The sequence below is a fragment of the Pseudomonas tohonis genome (genome assembly GCF_012767755.2).
GTDB lineage: Bacteria > Pseudomonadota > Gammaproteobacteria > Pseudomonadales > Pseudomonadaceae > Metapseudomonas > Metapseudomonas tohonis.
Window position 1 is genome coordinate 2,310,586 of sequence record NZ_AP023189.1, and the last position, 23,919, is coordinate 2,334,504.

At 58.0% G+C, this 23,919-nt stretch carries 22 protein-coding genes and 1 other annotated feature; of the genes, 8 read left to right on the top strand and 14 right to left on the bottom strand.

Going from position 1 to position 23,919, the window contains the following annotated elements:
- Positions 1–667: 667 nt before the first annotated feature.
- The 4 genes from HSX14_RS10615 to HSX14_RS10630 all read right to left on the bottom strand — a co-directional run bounded on the left by HSX14_RS10615 (position 668) and on the right by HSX14_RS10630 (position 5,275).
- Positions 668–895, bottom strand: coding sequence for a hypothetical protein (locus tag HSX14_RS10615; protein WP_141248858.1), 228 nt, complete (start codon positions 893–895; stop codon positions 668–670).
- A 161-nt stretch (positions 896–1,056) separates the two neighbouring features.
- The gene (locus tag HSX14_RS10620) at positions 1,057–2,325 is read right to left on the bottom strand and encodes an OprD family porin (RefSeq protein WP_228723615.1); all 1,269 of its coding nucleotides are present in this window, start codon (positions 2,323–2,325) and stop codon (positions 1,057–1,059) included.
- A 316-nt stretch (positions 2,326–2,641) separates the two neighbouring features.
- Positions 2,642–2,986, bottom strand: a complete 345-nt coding sequence (locus HSX14_RS10625; protein ID WP_095938464.1) for a DUF3703 domain-containing protein — start codon at positions 2,984–2,986, stop codon at positions 2,642–2,644.
- A gap of 12 nt (positions 2,987–2,998) precedes the next feature.
- Positions 2,999–5,275, bottom strand: coding sequence for a heavy metal translocating P-type ATPase (locus tag HSX14_RS10630; protein ID WP_173178454.1), 2,277 nt, complete (start codon positions 5,273–5,275; stop codon positions 2,999–3,001).
- 191 nt (positions 5,276–5,466) lie between these two features.
- Here HSX14_RS10630 and cadR point away from each other — a divergent pair, with 191 nt between their 5' ends.
- Both cadR and HSX14_RS10640 read left to right on the top strand, forming a co-directional pair.
- Positions 5,467–5,919, top strand: a complete 453-nt coding sequence (gene cadR, locus HSX14_RS10635) for a Cd(II)/Pb(II)-responsive transcriptional regulator (protein WP_074918645.1) — start codon at positions 5,467–5,469, stop codon at positions 5,917–5,919.
- A 238-nt stretch (positions 5,920–6,157) separates the two neighbouring features.
- Entirely contained in the window at positions 6,158–6,358 is a 201-nt protein-coding gene (locus HSX14_RS10640) for a heavy-metal-associated domain-containing protein (protein WP_003246756.1), read from the top strand.
- Between the two features lie 19 nt (positions 6,359–6,377).
- On the opposite strand, the gene HSX14_RS10645 is transcribed toward HSX14_RS10640, so the two are convergent.
- From HSX14_RS10645 to bufA2, 4 genes are read right to left on the bottom strand one after another with little or no spacing between them, the layout of a single operon-like run.
- The gene (locus tag HSX14_RS10645; RefSeq protein ID WP_004374672.1) at positions 6,378–6,692 is read right to left on the bottom strand and encodes a hypothetical protein; all 315 of its coding nucleotides are present in this window, start codon (positions 6,690–6,692) and stop codon (positions 6,378–6,380) included.
- Positions 6,693–6,742: 50 nt separating this feature from the next.
- Positions 6,743–7,537, bottom strand: a complete 795-nt coding sequence (locus tag HSX14_RS10650; RefSeq protein ID WP_062832780.1) for an HvfC/BufC N-terminal domain-containing protein — start codon at positions 7,535–7,537, stop codon at positions 6,743–6,745.
- Positions 7,534–8,370 (bottom strand): MNIO family bufferin maturase, encoded by an 837-nt coding sequence (gene bufB, locus HSX14_RS10655; protein WP_003452318.1) that lies wholly within the window; start codon positions 8,368–8,370, stop codon positions 7,534–7,536. The genes HSX14_RS10650 and bufB overlap by 4 nt, the downstream gene beginning before the upstream one ends.
- A gap of 44 nt (positions 8,371–8,414) precedes the next feature.
- Positions 8,415–8,675, bottom strand: coding sequence for a BufA2 family periplasmic bufferin-type metallophore (gene bufA2, locus HSX14_RS10660; RefSeq protein WP_004577564.1), 261 nt, complete (start codon positions 8,673–8,675; stop codon positions 8,415–8,417).
- Positions 8,676–8,965: 290 nt separating this feature from the next.
- On the opposite strand from bufA2, the gene HSX14_RS10665 reads away from it, so the two are divergent.
- From HSX14_RS10665 to HSX14_RS10690, 6 genes are all read left to right on the top strand, one after another.
- Positions 8,966–9,172 (top strand): co-regulatory protein PtrA N-terminal domain-containing protein, encoded by a 207-nt coding sequence (locus HSX14_RS10665; protein WP_003139535.1) that lies wholly within the window; start codon positions 8,966–8,968, stop codon positions 9,170–9,172.
- Between the two features lie 193 nt (positions 9,173–9,365).
- The gene (locus HSX14_RS10670) at positions 9,366–11,189 is read left to right on the top strand and encodes a copper resistance system multicopper oxidase (protein WP_090432320.1); all 1,824 of its coding nucleotides are present in this window, start codon (positions 9,366–9,368) and stop codon (positions 11,187–11,189) included.
- Positions 11,190–11,201: 12 nt separating this feature from the next.
- A complete protein-coding gene (locus tag HSX14_RS10675; RefSeq protein WP_024616826.1) occupies positions 11,202–11,516 on the top strand; it encodes a hypothetical protein in 315 nt (104 codons plus the stop codon).
- Positions 11,506–12,597, top strand: coding sequence for a copper resistance protein B (locus HSX14_RS10680; protein ID WP_173178435.1), 1,092 nt, complete (start codon positions 11,506–11,508; stop codon positions 12,595–12,597). Before HSX14_RS10675 ends, HSX14_RS10680 begins: the two co-directional genes overlap by 11 nt.
- Positions 12,598–12,606: 9 nt before the next feature.
- The gene (locus HSX14_RS10685) at positions 12,607–13,449 is read left to right on the top strand and encodes a c-type cytochrome (RefSeq protein WP_173178436.1); all 843 of its coding nucleotides are present in this window, start codon (positions 12,607–12,609) and stop codon (positions 13,447–13,449) included.
- The gene (locus tag HSX14_RS10690; protein ID WP_004574337.1) at positions 13,439–13,882 is read left to right on the top strand and encodes a DUF411 domain-containing protein; all 444 of its coding nucleotides are present in this window, start codon (positions 13,439–13,441) and stop codon (positions 13,880–13,882) included. The genes HSX14_RS10685 and HSX14_RS10690 overlap by 11 nt, the downstream gene beginning before the upstream one ends.
- Before the next feature lie 177 nt (positions 13,883–14,059).
- Here the strand turns inward: HSX14_RS10690 and HSX14_RS10695 are convergent, their stop codons facing one another.
- From HSX14_RS10695 to HSX14_RS10720, 6 genes are all read right to left on the bottom strand, one after another.
- Entirely contained in the window at positions 14,060–15,385 is a 1,326-nt protein-coding gene (locus HSX14_RS10695; RefSeq protein WP_173178437.1) for an OprD family porin, read from the bottom strand.
- A gap of 156 nt (positions 15,386–15,541) precedes the next feature.
- Positions 15,542–15,874, bottom strand: coding sequence for a DUF2790 domain-containing protein (locus HSX14_RS10700; RefSeq protein ID WP_003452302.1), 333 nt, complete (start codon positions 15,872–15,874; stop codon positions 15,542–15,544).
- A 145-nt stretch (positions 15,875–16,019) separates the two neighbouring features.
- The gene (locus HSX14_RS10705; RefSeq protein WP_003452300.1) at positions 16,020–19,169 is read right to left on the bottom strand and encodes an efflux RND transporter permease subunit; all 3,150 of its coding nucleotides are present in this window, start codon (positions 19,167–19,169) and stop codon (positions 16,020–16,022) included.
- Positions 19,166–20,626, bottom strand: coding sequence for an efflux RND transporter periplasmic adaptor subunit (locus tag HSX14_RS10710; protein ID WP_003452298.1), 1,461 nt, complete (start codon positions 20,624–20,626; stop codon positions 19,166–19,168). Before HSX14_RS10710 ends, HSX14_RS10705 begins: the two co-directional genes overlap by 4 nt.
- On the bottom strand, positions 20,623–21,885 hold the full coding sequence (locus HSX14_RS10715) for a TolC family protein (protein ID WP_003139513.1): 1,263 nt from the start codon (positions 21,883–21,885) through the stop codon (positions 20,623–20,625). The genes HSX14_RS10710 and HSX14_RS10715 overlap by 4 nt, the downstream gene beginning before the upstream one ends.
- A 730-nt stretch (positions 21,886–22,615) precedes the next feature.
- Positions 22,616–23,838 (bottom strand): IS3 family transposase gene (locus HSX14_RS10720; RefSeq protein ID WP_100549386.1). Its coding sequence is split into 2 segments (ribosomal slippage): positions 22,616–23,553 and positions 23,553–23,838, totalling 1,224 coding nucleotides; the frame shifts between segments, so codons are not numbered across the junction.
- Positions 23,444–23,560, bottom strand: a sequence feature (AL1L pseudoknot). (Overlaps the previous gene by 117 nt.)
- Positions 23,839–23,919: the final 81 nt, after the last annotated feature.

A 23,919-nucleotide genomic window follows, 5' to 3' on the forward strand; every position in this document is an offset into this window, starting at 1 on the left:
GCAGCGGCTAGCCGTTCACGAAGAGCGCGGGCGGACCTGAAACACCGATCCCTGATACAGCCTGCAATCGGCTTCGAGCTTTTCATCGATGCCAGGTGAACTCATCTCAGCCGCGGTCAGCTCCACATCAAGGCCCGCTGTAACTGCCCAAGTCTTCTAGCATCGGATCGCCAGGCCTACCAGGTTGGGCTGCCAAGGCAGCTTCAAACATCTCTGGGTATGCATCTGCCCCCATCTATTGCACCCAGCGCAAGGTGTAACGTCAGACTCCTAGCGTCGATCGGCAGCAGCAACCGCGAGGATTACCGTCATAAAGGCGCGTTGAATCAGCCAGAATCGCAATGGGCTACCCCCGCTCCTGGCCAACAGCAAAGCCAACTGCTGGAATGGCTTATTGGGGCTTCGCCTCCGCAGCGGCTGGATCTGAGATCGCGTGATGAGTTACGTGATGCGCACTGACGCCATAGCAAAGCCGCTGAACTCGGTTTTTGAGCATGAGGGCTGTAGCTAAGAGGTAGGCAAAGAGGCGAGTTTCTGTCCAGCCGGGGATGGCAGAGCTCAGCGGAGACAGGGATAAAAAAAGCGCCCTAGTAGGGCGCTTAGGGTACACCTCTTTCCAAAGGAGCTCGTGGAGCTTCTAGAGGTGGACTCGGTAGGGGAAAAACAATTAGCCTTCGTTGGTTGTGTTGTTGCCTTTGGCAGCGTCTTTTTCAGTAGCTCCGCTTTTCTGGCTTTCTACTTGAACCGCCTTATTGTCTTTCCCGTGAATTTTTTCTTGGTTTTCTCGAAATTTTTTCACCGCCTCCAAAGAGCGTCCGTAGCCATCTTCTGCAAGTGCAGAAGTAGCGGTGCCGAGTGCGAGAATTCCAATAAGTGCAATATTTGCAATCTTCATAAGTTAGGCCTCGTTCAGTTGCAATGAGCTATTTATTTACGCTCTGTGAAGATGCCTAGATCTTACGAAGGTGAAGCTAACGGGAGCATGAGCTCAAAATTACAATATTGACATGCAGCGCTAGAGAGAGCGGGCAAGTAGTTGCCCGCTCCACTTTCTAGTCAGAGCACTTCCAGTGGGTACTCAACAATCAGACGAACTTCATCCAGGTCGGACTCGTAGTCGGTAGCGCGAGTGGTCATTTGGCGAACACGGAAAGACATATCTTTCAGCGAGCCAGACTGCACTACGTACTTCGCTTCGATGTTTCGCTCCCAGCGTTTCTGATCGGTCAGCGGGTTGCCGTTTTCATCACGGCGCATGTAGACGTTGTTCGCATCGGAGTAGTCGGCATCGGTACCAAAGGCGTAGCGGGTCATGAAGCTCAGGCCAGGGACGCCAAAGGTTGCCATGTCGAGATCGTAGCGAAGCATCCAGGAGCGCTCATTCGGGGAGTTGAAGTCGCTGTACTGGATCGAGTTGTCGAGGAAGATCGAGTCGGACTGACGCAGGTAGTCGAAGTCATCATCGCCGTTGTTGCGCTGGTGGGATAGGGCCAGGGAGTGGGCACCGAACTTCACACCGACCTTGCCGCTGTAGATGTCGTTGTCGAACTCGCCCAGCAGCTTCTGCCCCTGGTCAACGGCCTTGTAGTAGTTCAGACCGCCGAACAGCGAGACGTTCTCAGAGAGCGAGTGGCTCCAGGACATGCCGGCATAGTGCTGATTCCAGGCATCTTCCAGGCGGCTGGTGTAGAGGCTGAACGCCAGGTTGTCATTCAGGGTGTAGTCGCCACCAAAGTAGGCTGCCCACGGCGCATCCACGCCGCCGGCGTAGAAGGTGGCGAAGTCTTCGCTCATGCCGCTCTGCTGCGGTTGGCTCATCGCATGAACTCGACCACCCTGCAGGGTCAGACCATCAACGCTGTTATTGACGACGGTGACGCCCTTGAAGCTTTCCGGAAGGAGGCGAGAGTCGCCATAGTGAAGAACCGGGGTCATCGGGAACACATCGCCGGCCTTGATGACCGTATCGAAGAGCTGAGCTTTTACGGCTCCGCCCAGCTTGGAGTACTCGTCTTCCGCTTCCCCATCGCTGTTCACGGGAAGCAGGTTGATGCTGCCGCCTGGGCCAAAGCGACCATCACCGGTATCCAGTTTGATGCCTAGCATGGCGAACGCATCGATACCCACACCGACGGTCCCCTCGGTAAAGCCGGACTCAAAGTTCACCATGACGCCATGCGCCCATGCCTCGGAATAGCCATTTCCAGTTGAGCTGGACTGACCATTGCGGAAGTCACGGTTCATGTAGAAATTTCGATTGAGGATATTAAGGCTGCTTCCTTCTACGAAACCTTCGCCTTTTGTTTCCTCAGCAGTGGCCACCATGGGGCTGATTCCAATGATTGCCGAAAATACTGCAAGAGATAATTTGGTCTTGCTCATTAATTGCTCCTTTATTCTTGGCAGAATTGGATATTTGCCATGACTGTTCTTGTAGGTATGGAGCCCCGGTGCGAGAGCAGCCAGAGGCGGTCGCACCTATCGTTGCAAGCCGTAGATAACTTGAAGATGATTGGAAAATTACAATTTTGTAATCTTCGAAAAGATGAGGGAGGGGGCTACTTAATTTGACATTTTTTGCACAAACGACGCCCAGCGGCGCACGCGAATGGTGCGCATGGCCGAGGGCATCAGTTCTGGTTTAGTTATCGTTTGCGAGGAGCTGCTGCAGATCTTCTGGGACGGGCATGGGGAGGAATGCGCTAACTCGTGCACGCCCAGTATTGCCAATGGGAACCCAGATGCGTGAGAAAAGTAGTGCAGCCACTATGCGAGGTATTTGCCCAAGGACCTCCCGATAGTCCTTGGTCTGCAGGCCCAGGCGTAGCATCAGCCAATGTGACTTTGCATGCAGGTAGGGATGCCGTTGAGTCAGGATGTGGGCGCGCTCTAACCACTCGAATGCTCTGCCAGGCTGCTTCAGCCGCAGGTTTGTATCGGCTTGCGCAAAGGCCTCTGCAATTGCTGATTTCAGTTGAGATTGCATGGCTACCTCCCATTACTGTCTGAGCAGCCTCAGGCCGTTAAACACCACGAGCAGGCTGACGCCCATGTCAGCGAAGACAGCCATCCACATGGTGGCGCCTCCTGTGATGGCCATGCCCAGGAAGATCGCCTTGATGCCAAGTGCCAGGGCGATGTTCTGCTTGAGGATGGCAGCGGTACTACGGGATAAACGGACGAACGTAGCGACCTTGCGCAAGTCATCATCCATCAGTGCAACGTCCGCGGTTTCTATCGCCGTGTCGGTCCCTGCACTACCCATGGCAAAGCCAATCTGAGCTTTTGCCAGCGCTGGGGCATCGTTAATGCCGTCTCCCACCATGCCAACCGTTAAACCTTGGGCCTGCATTTCAGCGATGACTGTGAGCTTGTCTGCCGGCAACAGGTTGCCACGAGCCTCATCAATACCCACCTGCTGGGCTATCGCCAGGGCTGTGTGCTCGTTATCGCCACTGAGCATACATGTCTTTACCCCAAGCTCGTGGAGCTGCCGCATGGCATCGGCACTGGTCTCTTTCACGGTGTCTGCGACTGCGAATAGAACAAGGGGCTGTTGGCCGTCGCACAGGATGACGACGGTCTTACCCTGACGCTCCAGCCGCTCCAGCGTAAGCTCCAGCTCCTTAGAACAGAGCCCCAGCTCCTCAACCAGACGATGGTTGCCTAGATACAACAGTTGGCCTTTCACACGGCCTTTGACTCCCCGTCCAGGAAGCGCTTCAAACTCCTTGACGTCCAGTAGCGACACATCGTTATCCATCGCATGTCGAGCGAGTGCTTTTGATACCGGGTGATCAGAGCGAGCAGCTAGGCTAGCGGCACTGACACGATGCATTTCGATATCTGTTTCTTTGAGCGGCAGGAAGTCTGTCTGAACCGGCCTCCCTTGAGTGATGGTTCCAGTCTTGTCGAGTGCAAGCAGTGCCAGATCTTTGCCGCTCTCCAGATAGACCCCACCTTTGATGAGGATGCCTTTGCGAGCCGCCGCTGCCAGGCCGCTGACGATGGTAACGGGAGTGGAAATGACCAGCGCGCATGGGCACGCGACGACCAGCAATACCAGCGCTCGATAGATCCACTCCTGCCATGCGCCACTCAGCAATAGCGGTGGGAGCAAGGCGACCCCTAGGGACACCAAGAACACGGCGGGGGTGTAGATCTGAGAAAAGCGGTCAACGAAACGTTGGGTCGGCGCCCGAGAGCCCTGAGCCTCCTCCACCGCATGAATGATCCGAGCCAGGGTAGTGTTGGTAGACGCTGCTGTTACCCTGAACTCCAACGACCCTGCCTCGTTTATCGTGCCCGCAAAAACCTGATCTCCAATGCTCTTATCTACCGGCAAGCTCTCGCCGGTTATAGGTGCTTGATTGACGGTGGAGGTGCCTGCCGTCACCTCGCCATCCAAGCCAATTCGCTCACCTGGCCGTACCCGAACAACAGCGCCAAGTGCTACCGCCTTGATGTCCGCATCTAGCCAGGATCCATCCGCCTGCAAAACAGTGGCCCGCTCGGGGCTTAAGTCCATGAGTCCACGGATGGCGTTACGTGCACGCTCCAGTGAGCGCGCTTCAATAACCTCGGCTACCGCGAAGAGCACCATAACCATGGCCGCTTCGGGCCATTGGCCAATCAATACGGCACCGGTTACAGCAATGCTCATGAGGGCATTGATGTTCAGGTTGCGGTTCTTGAGCGCAATCCAGCCCTTCTTGTAGGTACCGAGCCCACTTAGCGCTATCCCCACTATTGCTAAGGCTGCAACCGCCCATTCGGGGGCCAACTGCCCAAAGTGGATTATTTCGGCTGAAACCGCAGCGATCCCCGCGATCGCCAGCGGCCACCAATGCTTCTTCTTCGTTGGGGTAGGTTCCTGGCGGTCGGCACTCTCCTCGACAACCGGTGAAAGCCCGAGCTCCTGGATGGCTGCCATGAGCTGAGGTAACAGCTCTGGAACATGGTCTACGACCAGAGTGCGTTGCAGCAGGTTGAACTGCAGATTGCTGATGCCTTTCTGGTTAGCGAGCTTGTCGCGAATGAGCTTCTCCTCAGTAGGACAGTCCATCTGCTCGATGCGAATTCGTGTTTGTACATGAGCGTCCGTGGGCTCGGCCTGCATACCCAGGGAGGCGATCACATCAATGATGGGGGTGACCGAAGGGAGACTGTGCTGTACCCCTAGAACGCGAGTCATCAAGTTAAAGTCGAGCTGGTGTATCCCGGCCAGCGAGCCAAGCTTGCTCTGAATCAGGCTCTGCTCTGTCGGACAGTCCATCGCCTGGATGTGGAAAGCGCTGAATGTCGTTCCTGGTGGCGCTGGCTCGCGCTTTTGGTCTTCAGGTTTATGATGATCCGAGTGGTCGTGACTGCAGCAACTGCTCATGGCGGGACCTCTTATCTAAGTCATTGCAGAGTCAACACCCTGAAGCCACTATAGGGTCAAGCATTGATCAGGAGATTCGTCCCATGAAGATTGGTGAGCTCGGAAAGCAGGCTGACTGTCAGGTGGAGACTATTCGTTACTATGAACGTGAAGGGCTGCTGCCTGTTCCTGGTCGAAGCGAGGGGAACTACCGGGTCTACGGGAAGGAGCACCTAGAGCGGCTCGTATTCATCCGTAACTGCCGAACCCTGGACATGACGCTTGATGAAATACGGCGGCTGCTTTTGCTCATCGATCGTCCGGAGGAGAGCTGCGATAGCGTTAACGGCTTGGTAGACGAGCACATTCGCCATGTGGAGCTTCGGATCAACAGTCTGTTAGCTCTGCAGAAGCAGCTCGTTGAGTTGCGCCATCGATGCGCCGCGGAGAGAAGTGTCGATGCATGCGCAATCATCCAGCAACTTAGTTCGAGCGGAGGGGTTCAACCTTTGCCTGAGGCAGAGCATACGCACGTTGGCAAGAGCCATCGCCACTGAAGCATCAATCAACTCGTTGCTGTGTTTCCCCACATGGAATGAGGTGTTCTGGGCCTATTCATAGCAAGGATCTTCATTGGCCTTCCTTGAGCGGACCAGTAGCTCGTCACTTCAGCCAGATCGCAGCCTGCATTGGCGCTTGAACCTCTTGTAGAGTACGGGCTTGACCTTGCCATCGTGTCAAGGTCGATGCTGTCCGTGCGGTAACTTGAGCCGCGGACGAAATGAGGTGAAAGACATGTTTAGTCTGAGTGTTGCGGGGATGGGCTGTGGCAGTTGCGTGAGCAAAATCACGAAGGCCATTCAAGCTCTGGATCAGGATGCACGAGTAGAAGTGGATCGAGCGGCCGGCAAGGTCACCGTTGAGAGCACAGAAAGTGCCGAATCGATCCGCGAACTCATCCAGGAGCTTGGCTATTCGGCCCAGGTCAGCGCTTGAGCGCTGACCTGCTATCCCACTAAATCTCCAGTTCTGAGAGCTCTTTTAGCCCTGGGATACTGGTGACCTCGTTGGTCATACCTTCTGAACCATCTCGGCCGCGAAGCCAGTTTGAGTGATCGCCTGGCTCGCGCATTTCCAGCGTGTCATAGGAGTACCGCTTGCGCTTGAACAGGCTTTTCAATGCAGCGAACTCGTGGCTTTTTTCGTCTTCTATGCCGACGACTTCTCCTGCAAGCCGCTCCCAGTGACCAACGCCGTCGGCCAGCATTGCCTGATAGGTCTCCGGGTCAAGCAAGGCTTGCTGTTTGAAATGAATGATGCGGTGAGTCATAGAAGCGCTCGGAGTGGCCAAAGAGAGAGCGCTAGCCTAAAGGTTCCGGGTCATTCGTGTAATAGCTGGCCGCGCTTTAGCAAACCGTCGTTGACCCACAACTTCAACCAGGTCGCGGCTTGCAAGGGAGCTTGCTCGCCATGCGTGGCGCTCAACGACTCGCAGAGTTCAGCGAACGATCCGCCCTCGATGAGAAACTGCAATGCCGAAGCCTCCGCTGGCTCCAGGCTCCGGTACTGGCAGACGAGTTCATGACGCCAAACAAGACAGGCTAGGTTCGTTGGCAGGCGGGTAATATCAGGCAGCAAGCTGCCGGACTTGGCGGCTTTCCACAACTCCAGCGTGTTGTACTGCAGCTGCAACCACCGGGCAGATGCAGTCAGGGAAACCCTGAGTGAAATCCAGTCTTCAGCCGAAAAATCACTGATGGCCTGCAGTGAAAGCACTTCGACGTCCTGAGCATCGAAAGCCAGTGTAAAAGCCCACTCAAGCTCCGCGAGTTCGCGCATCGGCGATAGTTGGGGTTCTTCGACGTAGCTGCTAATGAACTCGGGCAGCTTCTCGCCCAGCCAGCGAATGCTGAAATGTCGTGGTGGCCAGGCGGCCAAGTAGGCCAGTGCGAGCTGCTCGAATGATTCGTTGCCGATCCAGTGAAGCAGGGCAGGGAAGTCTTCTCGCAAGACCGCAAGCAGGCGCGAACGGTAAGCGTTGTGGTAGATCTGCAGGCCTTCGAGAGCACTCAGCGCTGTGCTACCTCGGATCTGCTCCAAAAGCTCGTTGGAGGGCAGGGCACTGCCACCTGTCAGGTAAGTTTCAAATGCAGTCTGTAGGGCGATCAGGCTCAAGGGGTGGCCCCCGATATCACAGATTTGGCGATAGCACGGGCATGTGCTAATTCGGACAACAGCTCTTCCAGCGGCGGAAACTGGTCATCCCGCTCGATCAAGGTCGATGTCGGGCCCAAGTAGCTCAAAGTCTTGCTGTAGAGAGACCAAACCGGATCAGCGATGGGCTGGTCATGGGTGTCGATGAGGTACTGCCCGTAATCGCTGTGCCCGGCCAGATGAATTTGACGAATCCGCTCGTGCGGCAATTCCAAGATGAACTGCCATGGGTCGAAATCCTGATTTCGTGCGCTGACGTAGACGTTGTTCACGTCAAGGAGCAATTCGCAACCGGTCAGGAAACTCAGTTCCGAGAGAAACTGCGATTCGCTCATGCTGGACGTCTTCCACTGCACGTAAGAAGAAACGTTCTCCAGCACAATGGGACGTTCCAGAACATCCTGCACTAGACGCACCCGCGCGGCGACATGCAGCAGGCTTTCTTGGGTAAACGGCAGCGGCAGCAGGTCGTGGAGTTGATGGGCGTTGCCGCGACTCCAGCACAAGTGGTCGGAAACCCACTGGGGCTGTATCCGGTCCGCCAGTTGCTTGAGCTGTCGTAGGTAGCCCATGTCCAGGTTATGCGAACCGCCGATCGACAGCGATACTCCGTGCATCACCAACGGGTATTGCTCGCCAATCGCATCGAGAAAGTAGAGGGCCTTGCCACCGCCCACCAGGTAATTCTCGGAAATGATCTCAAACCAGTCGACCGCAGGTCGCTGTTCAAGAATCTGCTGGTAATACTCACTGCGAAGGCCAAGACCGAAACCCAGTGTTTTGCGCTTACTCATTCAAGACTCCAGCAGGGGAGTGGCAGGCACTCCCCGCAACGGCATTATTCGCTGGTCTTGCCACCGGCCTCATCGCACTTGGCCTGAGTCATCAGCTTGAAGCCCTGGCCTTTGCATTCTCCCTGGCCTTTGCAGGCATTTTTGGCGGTCATGCAGTCGTTCTGGCCCTTGCAACCGTTGACGCCGAAGCACTTCACTTCAGCTGCTTTGGTGTCCTGGGCGGCCTGGACAGGCAGGGTAGCAAACAGGCTGGCGGCCACGAGAGCCAGAGCGGCACCGGTAGCGACGTTGGATTTATTCGACATAGTGACAATCTCTCTTAATTGTTGGTGGTCTTATCCGCGGGTGCGAATGACCCTGAGTAGCTTAGGCATCGCTGCCGAGCATGCCCTCTCAAGAAATTCGCAAGGCTTTATGAGGGCATGAAAGACAGTACCGAGCCTTCTGGATGGGCTACAAGAAAGAAATAGCAACCTGACAGAACTGTAATGTTCGGCTCAGGTTGCTGACAGGCCCTCTTAGTTAACGTGACATCGAGCCTAAAGCTCGGCCTCTGCAGTTGCAGGGACCACTTAACTTACGAGGAATACCCAAAATGAAATCGATCAAAGCTCTGCTTGTAGTTACTGCTCTGAGCATCTCCAGCTTGGCAATGGCTGAAGGTGGTGCTGACCGAACCTTCGCGCGCATGGAGCAGGCACGCCAGACGTCTCTGGAGGCCTACCGGGTGGCCCAGCAGCAGAAAGTTGAGGCTCCTGTAGCCAGCAGTCCAACCGAGCAAGCAGAGCACACCAACTGCTGAAGTCATCTACCTTACAGAAATGTAATCACCCGGATGGTTGGGATATGGCAGTTTCATACTGCTCATCGTCGGTAAGGCTTGTGCAATGCACCGACGTGGAAAGTTGAGGGGTAAATCCCCGACATTGAAGCAGCCATGAACCCGAGACCGGGCACACCATCACCGGCTCATTTGACGGATTGGACAAAACGGCATGCAAAGCAAAACCACAAGGCGCACCTTCGTCAAAGGCCTGGCAGCCACCGGTATTATCGGCGGACTTGGCCTGTGGCGCACGCCGGTCTGGGCGGTGAACAGCCCCGGCCAGCCCAACGTACTGACTGGTAACGAATTCGACCTATTCATCGGTGAAACCCCGGTGAACATCACCGGCGCAGCGCGCACGGCCATGACCATCAACGGCTCGCTCCCTGGGCCGATTCTTCGTTGGCGCGAAGGCGATACCGTCACATTGCGCGTGCGCAACCGCCTCAAGGAGGACACCTCCATCCATTGGCACGGCATCATCCTGCCGGCGAACATGGATGGTGTTCCTGGCCTGAGCTTCCATGGCATCGCCCCTGACGGCATGTATGAGTACAAGTTCAAGGTCAACCAGAACGGTACCTACTGGTATCACAGTCACTCGGGGCTGCAGGAGCAGGTCGGCGTATACGGCGCGCTGGTCATCGATGCCAAGGAGCCCGAGCCCTTCAGTTACGACCGTGATTACGTCGTGTTGCTGAGCGACTGGACGGATGAAAATCCAACGCGGGTACTGGCCAAGCTCAAGAAACAGTCGGACTACTACAACCAGCACAAACGCACCGTTGGTGACTTCATCGATGACGTAAGCGAGATGGGTTGGTCCGCCGCCGTAGCCGATCGCAAGATGTGGGCCGAGATGAAGATGAGCCCGACGGATCTCGCTGACGTCAGTGGCTACACCTACACCTACCTGATGAATGGCCAGGCACCCAATGGCAACTGGACCGGCATATTCAAACCAGGCGAAAAGATCCGCCTGCGCTTCATCAACGCCTCGGCGATGACCTATTTCGATGTGCGCATCCCGGGCCTGAAGATGACTGTGGTTGCGGCCGATGGTCTGCACGTCAAACCGGTCAGCGTCGACGAGTTCCGTATCGCCGTGGCCGAGACCTACGACGTGATCGTCGAACCAGACAGCGAACAGGCGTATACCGTGTTTGCACAATCCATGGATCGCACTGGCTATGCGCGCGGCACCCTTGCTGTACAGGAGGGGTTGAGTGCACCAGTACCCAGCCCCGACCCGCGTCCGCTGATTGCCATGGGCGACATGGGTATGGATCACGGCAGCATGGGCGGTATGGATCACGGGAACATGGCCGGGATGGATCAGGGCAATATGGCGGGAATGGATCATGGCAGCATGCAGGGTGGCATGGCTGGTATGGATCACAGCCAGATGGCCGGAATGGATCATTCAAACATGGCTGGCATGGCTGGCATGGCTGGCATGGCTGGCAACATGCAGGCACACCCGGCCTCAGAGACCAACAATCCTTTGGTCGACATGCAGACCATGACGCCGACGCACAAGCTGGACGACCCAGGTATCGGCCTGCGTGATAACGGCCGGCGCGTGCTGACGTACTCTGACCTGCGCAGCACCTTCCCTGATCCGGACGGGCGTGAGCCAAGTCGCACCATCGAGCTGCACCTCACCGGGCATATGGAGAAATTCTCCTGGTCCTTCGATGGAATCAAGTTCTCTGACGCCGAGCCTCTACGCCTCAAGTACGGCGAGCGTGTTCGCATCACGCTGGTCAACGACACCATGATGACTCACCCGATCCATCTTCATGGCATGTGGAGTGATCTGGAGGATGCGAACGGCAATTTCCTGGTGCGTAAACACACCATCGACATGCCGCCAGGTTCCAAGCGCAGCTATCGGGTGACCGCCGATGCGTTGGGGCGTTGGGCCTACCACTGCCACCTGTTGCTCCACATGGAAATGGGCATGTTCCGTGAAGTCCGTGTGGATGAGTAAAGGAGATTTCTGATGAGTACTTTTATGAAGCGTAATGCCCTGTTTGGCAGCGCAGCGATGTTCAGTTTTTTGGCTGCTTTGTACGCGCCGACGTCATTGGCAGGTGAGGGGCACAGCGAGCACGAACAACATGCTGCCGAGTCGGCTGCGCCCGAGGCCATCAGTGACAAGCCTGCAGATCAATCGAAAGGCAAGGCCGCTGGCCAGCAGATGGATCATGGCACCATGGATCATGAGGGCATGAACCATGACGATATGGGGCACGAGAAGATGATGGATAAGCATGGCGGCACCGAAGCCGAAGCAGGTTCGAACCATGACCACTAGGTTTTCACGCCCGTCCCTCATAGCGCTGGTCGTGTCGCTGAGTGCACTCAGCGGCGGCGTTACCCAGGCTGCGGAAGAAATGGATCATTCGGCAATGGGGCACGGCTCCATGTCGATGGACCACAGCCAGATGGGCCACGGTTCCGCCAAAGCGCCGATGGAGGGCATGGATCACAGCAAGATGGATCATGGTGCCATGCAGAGCGAATCGGGCAGCATGGACCATAGCCAGATGGGCCACAGCCAGAGCCAAGAGAAGGCCCCAGCCATGGATCACAGCAAGATGGGGCATGGCGCCATGCAAGGACAGATGGAGGGCATGGATCATTCAAAGATGAACCATGGCTCCGCTGAAGCCCCGAGAACCACCAGCCGTACGCCGATTCCCGTTCTGACGGATGCTGATCGCCAAGCGGCTTTCCCGCCATTACCTGGCCACAAGGTTCACGACAGCGCCATCAACAGTTTTTTCCTGCTCGATCAGCTCGAATACCAGGACGCAGATGAGGGCAGCACCCTGGCCTGGGATGCGTCGGGCTGGGTAGGCGGTGATATCAACCGGGTCTGGTTCCGCTCCGAAGGCGAGCGTACCAACGGCGTGACCGAGGATGCTGAATTACAGCTGCTGTACGGCCGCTCGATCGGCCCTTGGTGGGATGTCGTCGCGGGCGTTCGCCAGGACTTCAAACCGGAGTCGCCGCAGACTTGGGCCGCCTTCGGTATCCAGGGCATGGCGCTTTACGCCTTTGAGGCCGAAGCCACGGCCTTCGTCGGCGAGAATGGCCAAACTGCTGCCCGACTGGAGGGCGAGTACGACATTCTGCTGACCAACCGGCTGATTCTCCAGCCAACTGCCGAAATGAACTTCTACGGCAAGAACGATCCTGAACGAGGTGTGGGGTCTGGGTTGGCCAATACCGAACTCGGTTTGCGTTTGCGTTACGAGATTGTCAGACAGTTTGCCCCCTATATCGGGGTTTCCTGGAGCCGCTCCTATGGCAACACGGCAGACATGGTGCGTGACGAGGGCGGTGATGTAGACGAGGCGCGTTTTGTCGCCGGTATCCGGATGTGGTTTTGAGAACCTGACATGAAAAGAACAATTAAAACTTTGGTGGCGGCCGGCGTGGTCGGTAGCACAGCTGTCCTGGCCGGCGCCTACTTTGGCGTGGTCAACGTGGGGGCCGATGATCCCCATTTTCCTGCAGTGTATGCGTTTCTCACGATGGCCCGCGACCGCTCTATCGAAGTCCGTTCGCAGGACATCGAGGTTCCCAACCTGGATGATCAAGCTCTTATTCGCGCCGGTGCGGGCAACTACAACTCCATGTGTATCGGCTGTCATTTGGCGCCAGGTGTGGCGGAGACCGAGCTAAGCCAATCGCTTTACCCTGCGCCTGCCAACCTCGCCAAGATCGGTGTCGATGGCAATCCGTCAGCAGCGTTCTGGGTGATCAAGCATGGCATCAAGGCAACGGGTATGCCTGCGTGGGGCAAGAGCATGGGCGATGAGTACATCTGGGGCATGGTTGCCTTCATTGACCAATTGCCGACGATGGATGCCAAGCAATACCAAGCACTCGTCGCATCCAGTGGCGGCCATCAGCATGGTGGTGGGGAAACGCAAATGCACAATCATGAAGGTCAGCACGGCGACAACAAGCCTGGCCATCATGGCAATAGCGGCGGTGGCGAAGACCATCATGGAACAGGTGATGCCGGAGAGCCTGGCCATCACGATGCCGCGGCTACTGATAGCGAGGGTGGCTCCGCACCTGAGGCAGGTCACCATTCGGACACGAGTGGCGATGATCACCATGCCGGGGATGAGGCCGCCCCAAGCGGCGGAGACCATCATTCCGAGCAAACTCCGAATGCCTCGCCCAAGACCCACACCCACGCCGATGGCAAAGAGCACGTGCATGAAAGCTAAATATCTGGCCTTGCTGGCCGCTCTCTCCGTCACAACTGGAGTTCAAGCCGCTGATGCCCTGACGATTGATGTCCATCGTGATGCTAATTGCGGATGTTGCAAGAAGTGGATCTCACACCTCGAAGCGAATGGCTTCAAAGTCGTCGACCATGTCGAAAGCAACATGTCGGCAGTGAAGCAAAGTCTGGGCGTTGCGCCGCGGTTGGCGTCTTGTCACACCGCGGTGATTGACGGCAAGTTCGTCGAAGGTCATGTGCCGGCGGCTCAGGTCATCGAGCTCACCAAGCGCGATGATCTCGTGGGCATCGCTGTTCCCGGGATGCCGGCGGGCTCCCCCGGTATGGAAGTCGATGGCGTACAGCATGCCTACCAGGTCATTGGCTTGACCAAGGCGGGGTCTGATCAGGTCGTTGCAGAATATCCCGCTCAGTAGTACTGCCTGCCAGCACGGCCGCTTGTGTGTAGTGGCCGACTCTTTTTCATACGCCCTTTAACCTAAGTAAAAAAGGCGCCCGAGGGCGCCAAGGGCTGTCTCCAAACCAAAGGAGCACTACGAGGGGACAGCAGGACCAAGGCGCGAGCGAGCAATCAACCCGCCCGCTTGCCAGGGTTAGAGAACTTCCAGCGGGTACTCGACAATCAGGCGGACTTCATCCAGATCCGACTCGTAATCGGTCGCGCGAGTGGTCATTTGGCGAACACGGAAAGACATATCCTTCAGTGATCCAGTCTGCACAACGTACTTGGCCTCGATGTCCCGCTCCCAGCGCTTCTGGTTGGTCAACGGATCGCCGTTGTCATCACGGCGCATATAGACTTCGTTGGCCTTGCTGTAGTCGGCATCCCAGCCTTGGGCATATCGAGTCATGAAGCTCAACCCAGGCACACCGAAAGGCTCCATATCCAGGTCATAGCGCACTTGCCATGACTTCTCCTTCGGCGAGTTGAAGTCGCTGTACTGGATGGAGTTGTCGAGGTAGATGGAGTCCGATTGGTGCAAGTAGTCGAAGTCATCATCGCCATTGTTGCGCTGGAGACCCACCAGCACTGTGTGAGCGCCGAATTGGATGCCGACCTTGCCGCTCCAGATGTTGTTATCGAAGCTCCCGAGGAGCTGCTTCCCTTCATCGACCGCCTTGTAGTAGTTCAGCCCGCCGATCAAGGCGACATCGTCCGCAAGCGGGTAGCTCAGCGTGGTGCCCGCGTAATATTGATTCCAGGCATCCTTGAGGCGGCTGGTGTAGAGACTAAAGCCGACGTTGTCATTAAGCGTGTAATCACCACCGAAATAGGCGATCCATGGCGAGTCCACTTCGCCTGCGTAGAAGGTAGCGAAGCCGTCGCGCATGCTGCTGGTATTGGGTTGGCTCATCGAGTGGAGGCGACCACCTTGAAGCGACAGTCCTTCCACGCTGCTGTTGAGCACGGTGATACCTCGGAAACTCTCCGGTAAAAGCCGCGCATCACCGTATTGGACGACAGGGCTGACAGGAAAGACGTCGCCTACCTTGATCTCGGTATCCATGAACCGAGCTTTCACCGCGCCACCCAGTTTGGAGTAGTTATCCTCAGCCTGCCCGAGGCTGTTGTAAGGCAGCACATCGACTGAGCCACCGGCTCCTGAACGGCCGTCGCCGGTGTCAAGTTTGAGTCCTAGCATGGCAAAGGCATCGACACCGAAGCCTATGGTGCCCTCGGTGAAGCCAGACTCGAATCGGCCTATCACGCCATGCGCCCACTCTTCCGAATAGCCATTACCCGAGCTGCTGGACTGGCCTTTGCGGAAGTCACGGTTGAAGTAGAGATTTCGATTGAGGATGGTCAGGCTGCTGCCTTCGATAAATCCCTCGCCTTTCTCGTCGGCGGCCATTGCAGCTTGCCCGGTACTGATGCTCAGAGCGAGTAGAGAAAGTCCTAACAGGGTTCTGTTATTCATAAATGCTCCTGATGTTATTGGCAGTTGTCACTGTGTGGTCGCATATATGTGCCAAGCGCGCCGGGCATAACCAGGCGCGCCTTGGCCATATTTCCACATGCCAAATAACGTCAGGGTGACTTGAAAATTACTTTTCAGTCAGCGCGATGTCATTTATTAGTTTTGGTTCCGGCAACCTGTTCCGGCTGCACGGTATTCAAGAATATTCAGATCGCCGTTGGAGTCCTCGTAGGTCATCTGGGCTGGCATCACATTGCAGCTAGAGTCCGTTGAGGTAGTGGCCACGACCCTGGCGATATCGAGCTTCATGCCGTAGCGGTAATGAATAACTTCAGGCGGATTCTTTCCGTTAGCGGCAGCATACTCTTGCATGGCCTGCTCATTGGCCTGAATCATCCGACCATAAACACGATCAGCGCCGCCTTCTGCCAGAGTGGCAGAGGAAACAACCATAGCGGCAAGGGCTGCAATAACTTTGAGGCTTTTCATGTTTAATCACTCCTTCAAGGTGGTGATTAAAATATATCCGCTCAACCTGTCATAAAAATGAAGTCAAAGTTACATCGCCGTAATGCTTCCTGCCGCGTTACCCGGGCGAGTCAGCTTGGCGCGTGGCTTGCCCGGGTTTGTAAAGCTATAGCTCCTGCGGTGCGCGAACCTTCTGTGTACGCTGCCTTCGCATCAGCCAGTACGCGGCCGGCAAAACCAACATGGACATCAGCGGCGCGGTAATCATGCCGCCGACCATGGGCGCGGCGATGCGCTTCATCACTTCAGATCCGGCACCTCCGCCCCAGAGGATTGGCAACAGGCCGGCGATGATCACGGCCACCGTCATCACCTTGGGCCGCACGCGCAGCACTGCGCCTTCACGAATTGCCTCCAGTAGTGCCGGGTCACCGCTGCGCCCGGCATCCATACGTGCATGCCAGGCATTCTTCAGGTACAGCAGCATGATCACCCCAAATTCCGCCGAGACGCCGGCCAAGGCGATAAAGCCGACCCCAGTGGCAACCGACAGGTTGAAGCCGAACCAGTAGAGCAGCCAGATGCCGCCCGATAGGGCGAAGGGCAGGGTTGCCATGATCAGTAGGGCCTCACCGAAGCGGCTGAAGGTCAGGTAAAGCAGCACGAAGATGATCAACAAGGTCGCCGGTACCACCCAGGCCAGCCGTGCATTGGCGCGCTCCAGGAACTCGAACTGACCGGAGTAGGAGACGGTCATGCCAGCATCGAGTTGTACCTGCTCAGCTACGCGTTGCTGCAACTCGCGCACGGTCGATGCCAGGTCGCGCCCACGGACATCGACATAGACCCAACCGGACAGACGCCCGTTCTCGCTGCGCAGCATTGGCGGCCCTTCGGTCAGACTAACCTGGGCGACGGTGCCCAAGGTGATCTGCTGGCCGGCTTGCGTGAGGATCGGCATACGCCGTAGTGCCTGCGGACTGTCTCGCCACTCCTTGGGATAGCGCAGGTTGATCGGGAAGCGGGCCAGTCCTTCAACCGTCTCACCAATATTGCTGCCGCCGATGGCGCCCGATACCACCGCCTGCACATCGGCGATGCTCAGGCCATAGCGCGCCGCGGCCAGTCGATCGATCTGGATGTCCACGTAACGGCCGCCAGTAAGGCGTTCTGCCAAGGCCGAACTCACCCCAGGCACCTCTTTGGCCACTGCCTCGATATCGCGCGTTATGCGCTCGATGTCGACCAAGGAGGTTCCGGATACTTTCACCCCAATGGGGCTCTTGATCCCCGTCGCCAGCATGTCGATGCGGTTGCGGATGGGCGGCACCCAGATATTGGACAGCCCCGGAACTTTTACCGCGCGATCCAGTTCCTCGATCAGCTTTTCGGGTGTCATCCCCGCGCGCCATTGATCGCGTGGTTTGAACTGCACCGTGGTCTCGAACATTTCCAGCGGTGCTGGATCGGTGGCGGTCTCTGCTCGCCCGGCCTTGCCGAATACCCGTGCCACTTCGGGCACCGTGAGGATCATCCGGTTGGTTTGCTGCAGCAGCTGGGTGGCCTTGCTGGCCGGCAAGCCGGGCAGGGCTGATGGCATGTACAACAAGTCGCCCTCGTCCATCGGCGGTAGAAACTCTCCTCCGAGTCTGCTGAGGGGCCAGAGACTGGACAAAAACACTAGCAAGGCCAGCGCTAGGGTCACCTTAGGCCAAGCCAGCACCCACTCCAGCACCGGCCGGTATGCACCGATCAGCCAACGATTCAAGGGGTTCTGTTGTTCGCTGGGGATATGCCCACGAATCCAATAGCCCATCAGCACCGGTACCAAGGTGATCGAGAGGCCAGCAGCGGCAGCCATGGCATAGGTCTTGGTGAATGCCAGCGGGCCAAACAGGCGACCCTCCTGGGCCTCCAGGGTGAAGACCGGGAGGAAAGACAGGGTGATGATCAAAAGGCTGAAGAACAGCGCCGGCCCGACCTCGGCCGCAGCTTCGCCGATCACCCGCCAGTGCGCCTCGCCCTGAAGCGGTTCACCGGGGTGTCGAGCCTTCCAGGCCTCGATGTGCTTGTGCGCGTTCTCGATCATCACCACGGCGGCATCGACCATGGCGCCGATGGCGATTGCGATCCCGCCGAGCGACATGATGTTGGCATTGACGCCCTGGTAGCGCATGACGATGAAGGCCATCAGGATGCCCAGGGGCAGGGTGATGATCGCGACCAGCGACGAGCGCAGGTGCCAGAGGAAGATCAGGCAAACCAGGGCAACCACCGCGAACTCTTCCAGCAGCTTGTAGCTGAGGTTATCGATGGCGCGGTCGATCAATTGCGAACGGTCATAGGTGGTGACCACCTCGACGCCGGCCGGCAAGCTGCCCTTCAGGCTGTCCAGCTTGGTCTTCACCGCGGCGATGGTATCGCGGGCATTCTTTCCGGAGCGCAAGATGACCACGCCGCCTACCACTTCACCCTGGCCATCCAGCTCGGCAATGCCACGACGCATCTCTGGCCCCAGCTGAATGGTGGCCACCTGACCCAGCAGCACCGGAACTCCGCTGGCCGAAGCCCGCAGCGGCACATTGCGGAAATCCGCCAGGCTCTCTAGATAGCCTGAAGCCCGCACCATGTACTCGCGCTCTGCCAGCTCCAGGATGGCGCCGCCGGTTTCCTGATTGGCGCTCTTCAGCGCCGCTTCGACCTCCTGCTGAGTTACCCCATAAGCCACCAGCTTCTGCGGATCGAGCAGCACTTGGTATTGCTTGACCATGCCGCCGAGGGTGGCCACTTCGGCTACGTTGGGCAGGCTCTTGAGTTCGTACTTGAGGAACCAGTCCTGCAGTGCCCGCAGCTGGGCAAGATCATGCTGGCCGCTGCGGTCGACCAAGGCGTACTGGTAGATCCAGCCCACGCCGGTGGCATCCGGCCCAAGGGTGGTGGTAACACCCTCGGGCAGGCGTTCCTGCGCCTGGTTGAGGTACTCCAGCACCCGCGAGCGCGCCCAGTAGAGGTCGGTGTCGTCCTCGAACAGCACGTAGACGAAGGAGTCGCCGAAGAACGAGTAGCCGCGCACCGTCTTCGCCCCCGGTACCGAGAGCATGGTTGTGGCCAGTGGGTAGGTCACCTGGTTCTCGACGATCTGCGGTGCCTGTCCGGGAAAGCTGGTTCTGATGATGACCTGGGTGTCAGATAGGTCCGGCAGTGCATCCAACGGCGTGTTGCGCAGCGACCAGAGGCCCAGGGCGGTGATGAACAGGGTGGCCAGCAGTACCAGGAAGCGGTTACCGATCGACCAATGGATCAGGCGCGCGATCATGGCTGGTCTCCTTCCTTGCGGAGCTGCTCGATCAGCAGGCCGGAGTTTGTCTGACGTGCGGCGATGCGTACGTGATCTCCTGGCTTAAGTCCCACAGCTACTTCGGAGCTGACCAGAGGAAAAGCCATGGTCATACCTGGCATATTCAGGCTCTCGAAGGGGCCATGCTCCAGGGTGACTTGTTTCCCGTCCAGTGCGCGAATAACGCCGTGAGACACATGCAGCCCCTCCGTGCTGTCCTGTTCTGCATTGCCGGCCAGGATGCCCTGCAGGCTGGCTTCCGAATCGATGAGGAACTGGCCGGAGGTAACGACCGCCTGACCTTCCTCAAGACCGGAAAACACCTCCAGACGCCCATCGGCCTCGCGGCCCAAGGTGATTTCCTGGGGACGGTAGCGTCCGTCGCCTTCGGCCAGCATCACCAATGCACGCTTCCCGGTGCGAATCACGGCTTCACTCGGCACAAGAAGCGTGGATTGTTCGACGGCACTGTTCAGGCGTACGGCGGCGAACATGCCGGGGCGCAACTTACCGGCAGGGTTGGGTAGCTCGCTGCGTACCGTGAGCGTGCGCGTTTGCGGATCGGCACTCGGCAGCAAGGCTATGACGCGGCCCAGCAGCGGTCGATCAGGAAAGGCCGTCAGGTTGGCGCGGATCTCGTCCCCGACCTGGATACTTCCGGCCATGGCCTCGGGTATCGCCGCATCGAGCCAGACACTGGACAGCCCGTTGATCAACGCCAGATCCTGCCCGGCTTCAACGGTCATCCCGGCGCGTACCTGCAAGGCTTGGAGCTCGCCGCTGATAGGTGTGGTGAGGGTTTGCACTGCCCGCGGTTTGCCGCTGCGGCGAACCTGCTCTATCAACGCTTGTGGCATGCCGAGCAGGCGGAGGCGCTCTTGGGCCGCAGTGATCAAGCGGGCGTCACCGGTACGCAGTACCGCGAGGAACTCCAACTGCGCGGCGGACCACTCGGGAATCAGCAGGTCGACCAGGGGTGTTCCAGCTGGCAGTACATCGCCAGGGGCACGCCCGTAAACCCGCTCGACGAATCCGCCAGCGCGGGCCTGGAGGTTCGCTACCTCTCGCTGGTTATAGGCCAGGGAGCCGACCACCTCGATATCCGAGGGCAGTACACCGCGGATCACCGTCGAGGTCCGCATTCCGAGGTTCTGCACGGCTTGAGCGGGGACGCTCAGGACAGACGGATCTTGCTCGGATCCTGCGTATTTAGGGACAAGCTCCATATCCATGAAAGGTGACTTGCCCGGTTTATCGAAGCGCTGCTCAGGCTGCATCGGGTCGTACCAATAGAGCACCTTGCGCTCGTCCGTCGGTGCGGAGCTAGGCAGTAGCTCGTGTTTGGCTTGCCGCTGGGCCAGCCAGTAGCCACCGCCCGCCGCGCCAATGCCCACGGTCAGCACGGCGACCGCAAAACCAAATGTCGATATCTTCATTTCAGGCCCTCCACATAGGCGTAGTACAGGCTTGCGGAGAGCTGGCTCAACTTGCGCTGTTGTTCAATCTGCCGCAGTTGCGCATCAATCAGGTCGCGCTGGGCAGTAATAACGGATGTGAGCTGGCTGTTACCGGCTTGGTAGGCGGCCAGTTCGAGATCGGCACGTTTGCTTGCAAGCGGGATCAAGGTTTTTTCGGTGCGTGACAAGGTCCTGCGCAGTTGCTCAAGCTCGGCAATACCGCCTTCCAGCTCAGCCTGATGGGCGCGCAGTAATGCTTCCTGCTCGGCTTCCATCTGCGACACGCTTTGTTGTCTGGCGTTGATCTTGGGCCCCTGACGTGTGCCTACGAACAACGGCAGGTCGAAGGTAAATTGCACCATCACCATATCGCCGAACTGGTTGTCGCGATTGTTGTAGGCAAACTCAACACCCCAGTCGGGGGTCTTCTCGGCGATGGCCTCGTTCAGCTCGGCGCTAGCCTCGCCGACTCGGGCGGAGGCAGCGCGCAACTCAGGGTGTGAGGCAATGCGTTGCTGCAGGTGCGGTGCCACCAGGTTCAGACTGGGAACACCTCCTTGCAAAGGCTGGTCAGCCTCGTTGCCTATCCAGCGGCGCAGCTTGGCACGAGCTACTGCCACATCGCGATTCAGTTCATCTCGCCGATCTTGTAACGCCAAAGCTTCCTGGTCGGCCTGCAACAGCTCGCCAGGCTGAGCACTACCGCCGGCAATCAGCGATTGCACGGTCGAGCGGAGCATCTCGATCTGACGGTCCAGTTGATCGAAGAGGCCAACACTGCGTTCGGCGTAGTACACATCCAGCCAGCTCACTGCCGTCTGGCGCTTGATCTCCAACTGCATGGCACGCTGCTCGGCCTCGGCTCGGCCTACTGAAGCCTCGGCCAACTGGCGCCGAGCCTGACGCTTGTCACTGTTGGGGACTTCCTGCATGAACCCAATGCGGCGCATGGTCATGGAGTCACGATTAAGCGTGTAACGGTCAGGGCCTTCGATCGGCAGGTTGTCGATGCCTAGAATCAGCTTGGGATCGGGCAGGGCGTCTGCGGGCTCGACAGCCTGCTGTGCCGATGCCACCTGCGCCTGGCGCGCGAGGTTCTCAGGGGCACTCTGCTCGGCCAGAGCTTGGGCTCGTTCGAAAGTTAGGGGCTGCGCCTGCGCGGCAAGCCAGGGAGCTGCCCAGAATGCGGCAGCCAACACACCGAGAAAGCCACGGCGTGGAAAAAGGAAAGCGGACATGCTTTCGCCTCCAATGCGATTGATCGAAGTCGCGACTACGAAACGTGACCGCGACGATGCGCCTGACTGTAAGGCGCGGGATGATCACTGCATTAGACGAAACGAGGAGGGCGCCAGAGTCCTGCGGGCTCTCGCTTAATCACCGACTGGGTCAGCAATATCTCGGGGCGTGAGGGGAGAGGGGATATGCTCTTGATCACGGTGGTCTGGAGAAGTCCTCCGGTCTTGCATTCCTGGCCGGGTTTGCAAGGGGACTTCTTGGCCACCCCATCAGACTTGTCCATTTGCTCGCAGCACGGAGCATCGGCCATTGCATGGCCCTGATGATCGGCGCTCTGCATCGGGCAAGGTTGTGCCGGCATGCTGAAAGCCACACCGCCGAAGGTCGGCAGCACGAGGCTAGCAATCATTAGCAGGATCAATCCAATCCGACGCACAGCAATTCACCAGGCGGGGCAATAGGCCGACGATAGCAGATTGCCCCCGAGCCATGAATGCTCCTTTTGACGATAACAGCACTTCGTTGATTTGGATCAAATAGAGTGTCTAATCTCAAAGGGGGAGCTGATTTTGTAGCGGCGAGGATTGAAGCGCGGGAAAGGATCTGAATGACTCTGTTCGACTAACCAGAGGGCGTTGTGCATCAGGCTCTAGCGAGCCTTGGCCACCATCAACTGAGACCAGCGAGTGGTGAATCGCCCCGGGTTTCGTGGAGGCCGTTTCGTTAAAGTCAGGCCGCCATGGCCTGACCTGCTTGTTGCTGGTGGAAGTTTGCCTCAGCCTCCGCAGGCGGGATATAGCCGATTGAGCTCAACAGGCCCTGGTGGTTGTACCAGTGCACCCATTCCAAGGTCGCCATCTCAACAGCTTCGCGGCTCTTCCACGACTGACGGTAAATCAGCTCGGCCTTGTACAGTCCGTTGATGGTCTCAGCCAAGGCGTTGTCGTAGCTGTCGCCCTTGCTACCGACCGAGGGCTCAATACCGGCCTCTGCCAGTCGCTCGGTATAGCAGATCGAGACGTACTGACTGCCACGGTCGCTGTGATGGATCAGGCCGCCAGTGCGATGCGGTTGGCGGGCGTATAGGGCCTGCTCCAGGGCATCCAGCACGAAGTCGGTCTTCATGCTGGTACTGACTCGCCAGCCGACGATCCGTCGCGCAAATACGTCAATCACGAAGGCCACATACAGCCAGCCCTGCCAGGTCGACACGTACGTGAAGTCCGACACCCACAACTGGTTCGGGCGATCGGCATGGAACTGGCGCTGTACGCGATCCAGCGGGCAGAGCGACTTGTCGCCGGCCACCGTTGTCCGCACGACCTGGCCGCGCCTAATGCCCTGCAATCCAGCCCGACGCATCAACCGTTCCACCGTACATCTGGCCGTCTCGATGCCTTCTCGCCGGAGCTGCTTCCAGACCTTCACCGCGCCATAGCACTGCATGTTGGTGTTCCACACCCGCTGGATTTCCAAGATCAACGCGTCATCGCGCCGAGCACGGCAACAGCGCAGTTCCGGGTTGCGCTGCTGCGCCGCGTGCCGGCGGTAACCGGACGGGGCGATCTGCAAGACACGGCAGATCGACTCGACCCCGAGACGGTCACGATGCTGATCGACAAATGCCCTCAGGACTTGGTGCGGCGGTCGAGCTCCGCCTGGGCAAAATACGCACTGGCCAGGCGCAGAATCTCGTTGGCTTTGCGCAACTCACGGTTCTCACGCTCCAGGGCTTTGATGCGTTCGCGCTCTTCGGTGGTCGGCCCAGGACGCTGACCGGCATCAGTCTGGTGGCGACGAATCCAGCCATGCAGGGTTTGCGCTGCACAACCAATCTTCGGGGCGATGGCCTCAATGGCCGCCCACTCGGAGGGGTAGTCGTTCAGGTGCTCCAGAACCATGCGCACAGCACGTTCACGGACTTCGGGGGAGTAGGTCGTAGTCTTTCTCATAGCCTCATCTTCTCAAGAGTTGAGGCCTCCACGAAACCCGGGGCGATTCAGTAAAACAAAGCGCCGCAAGGGCACGAGCAT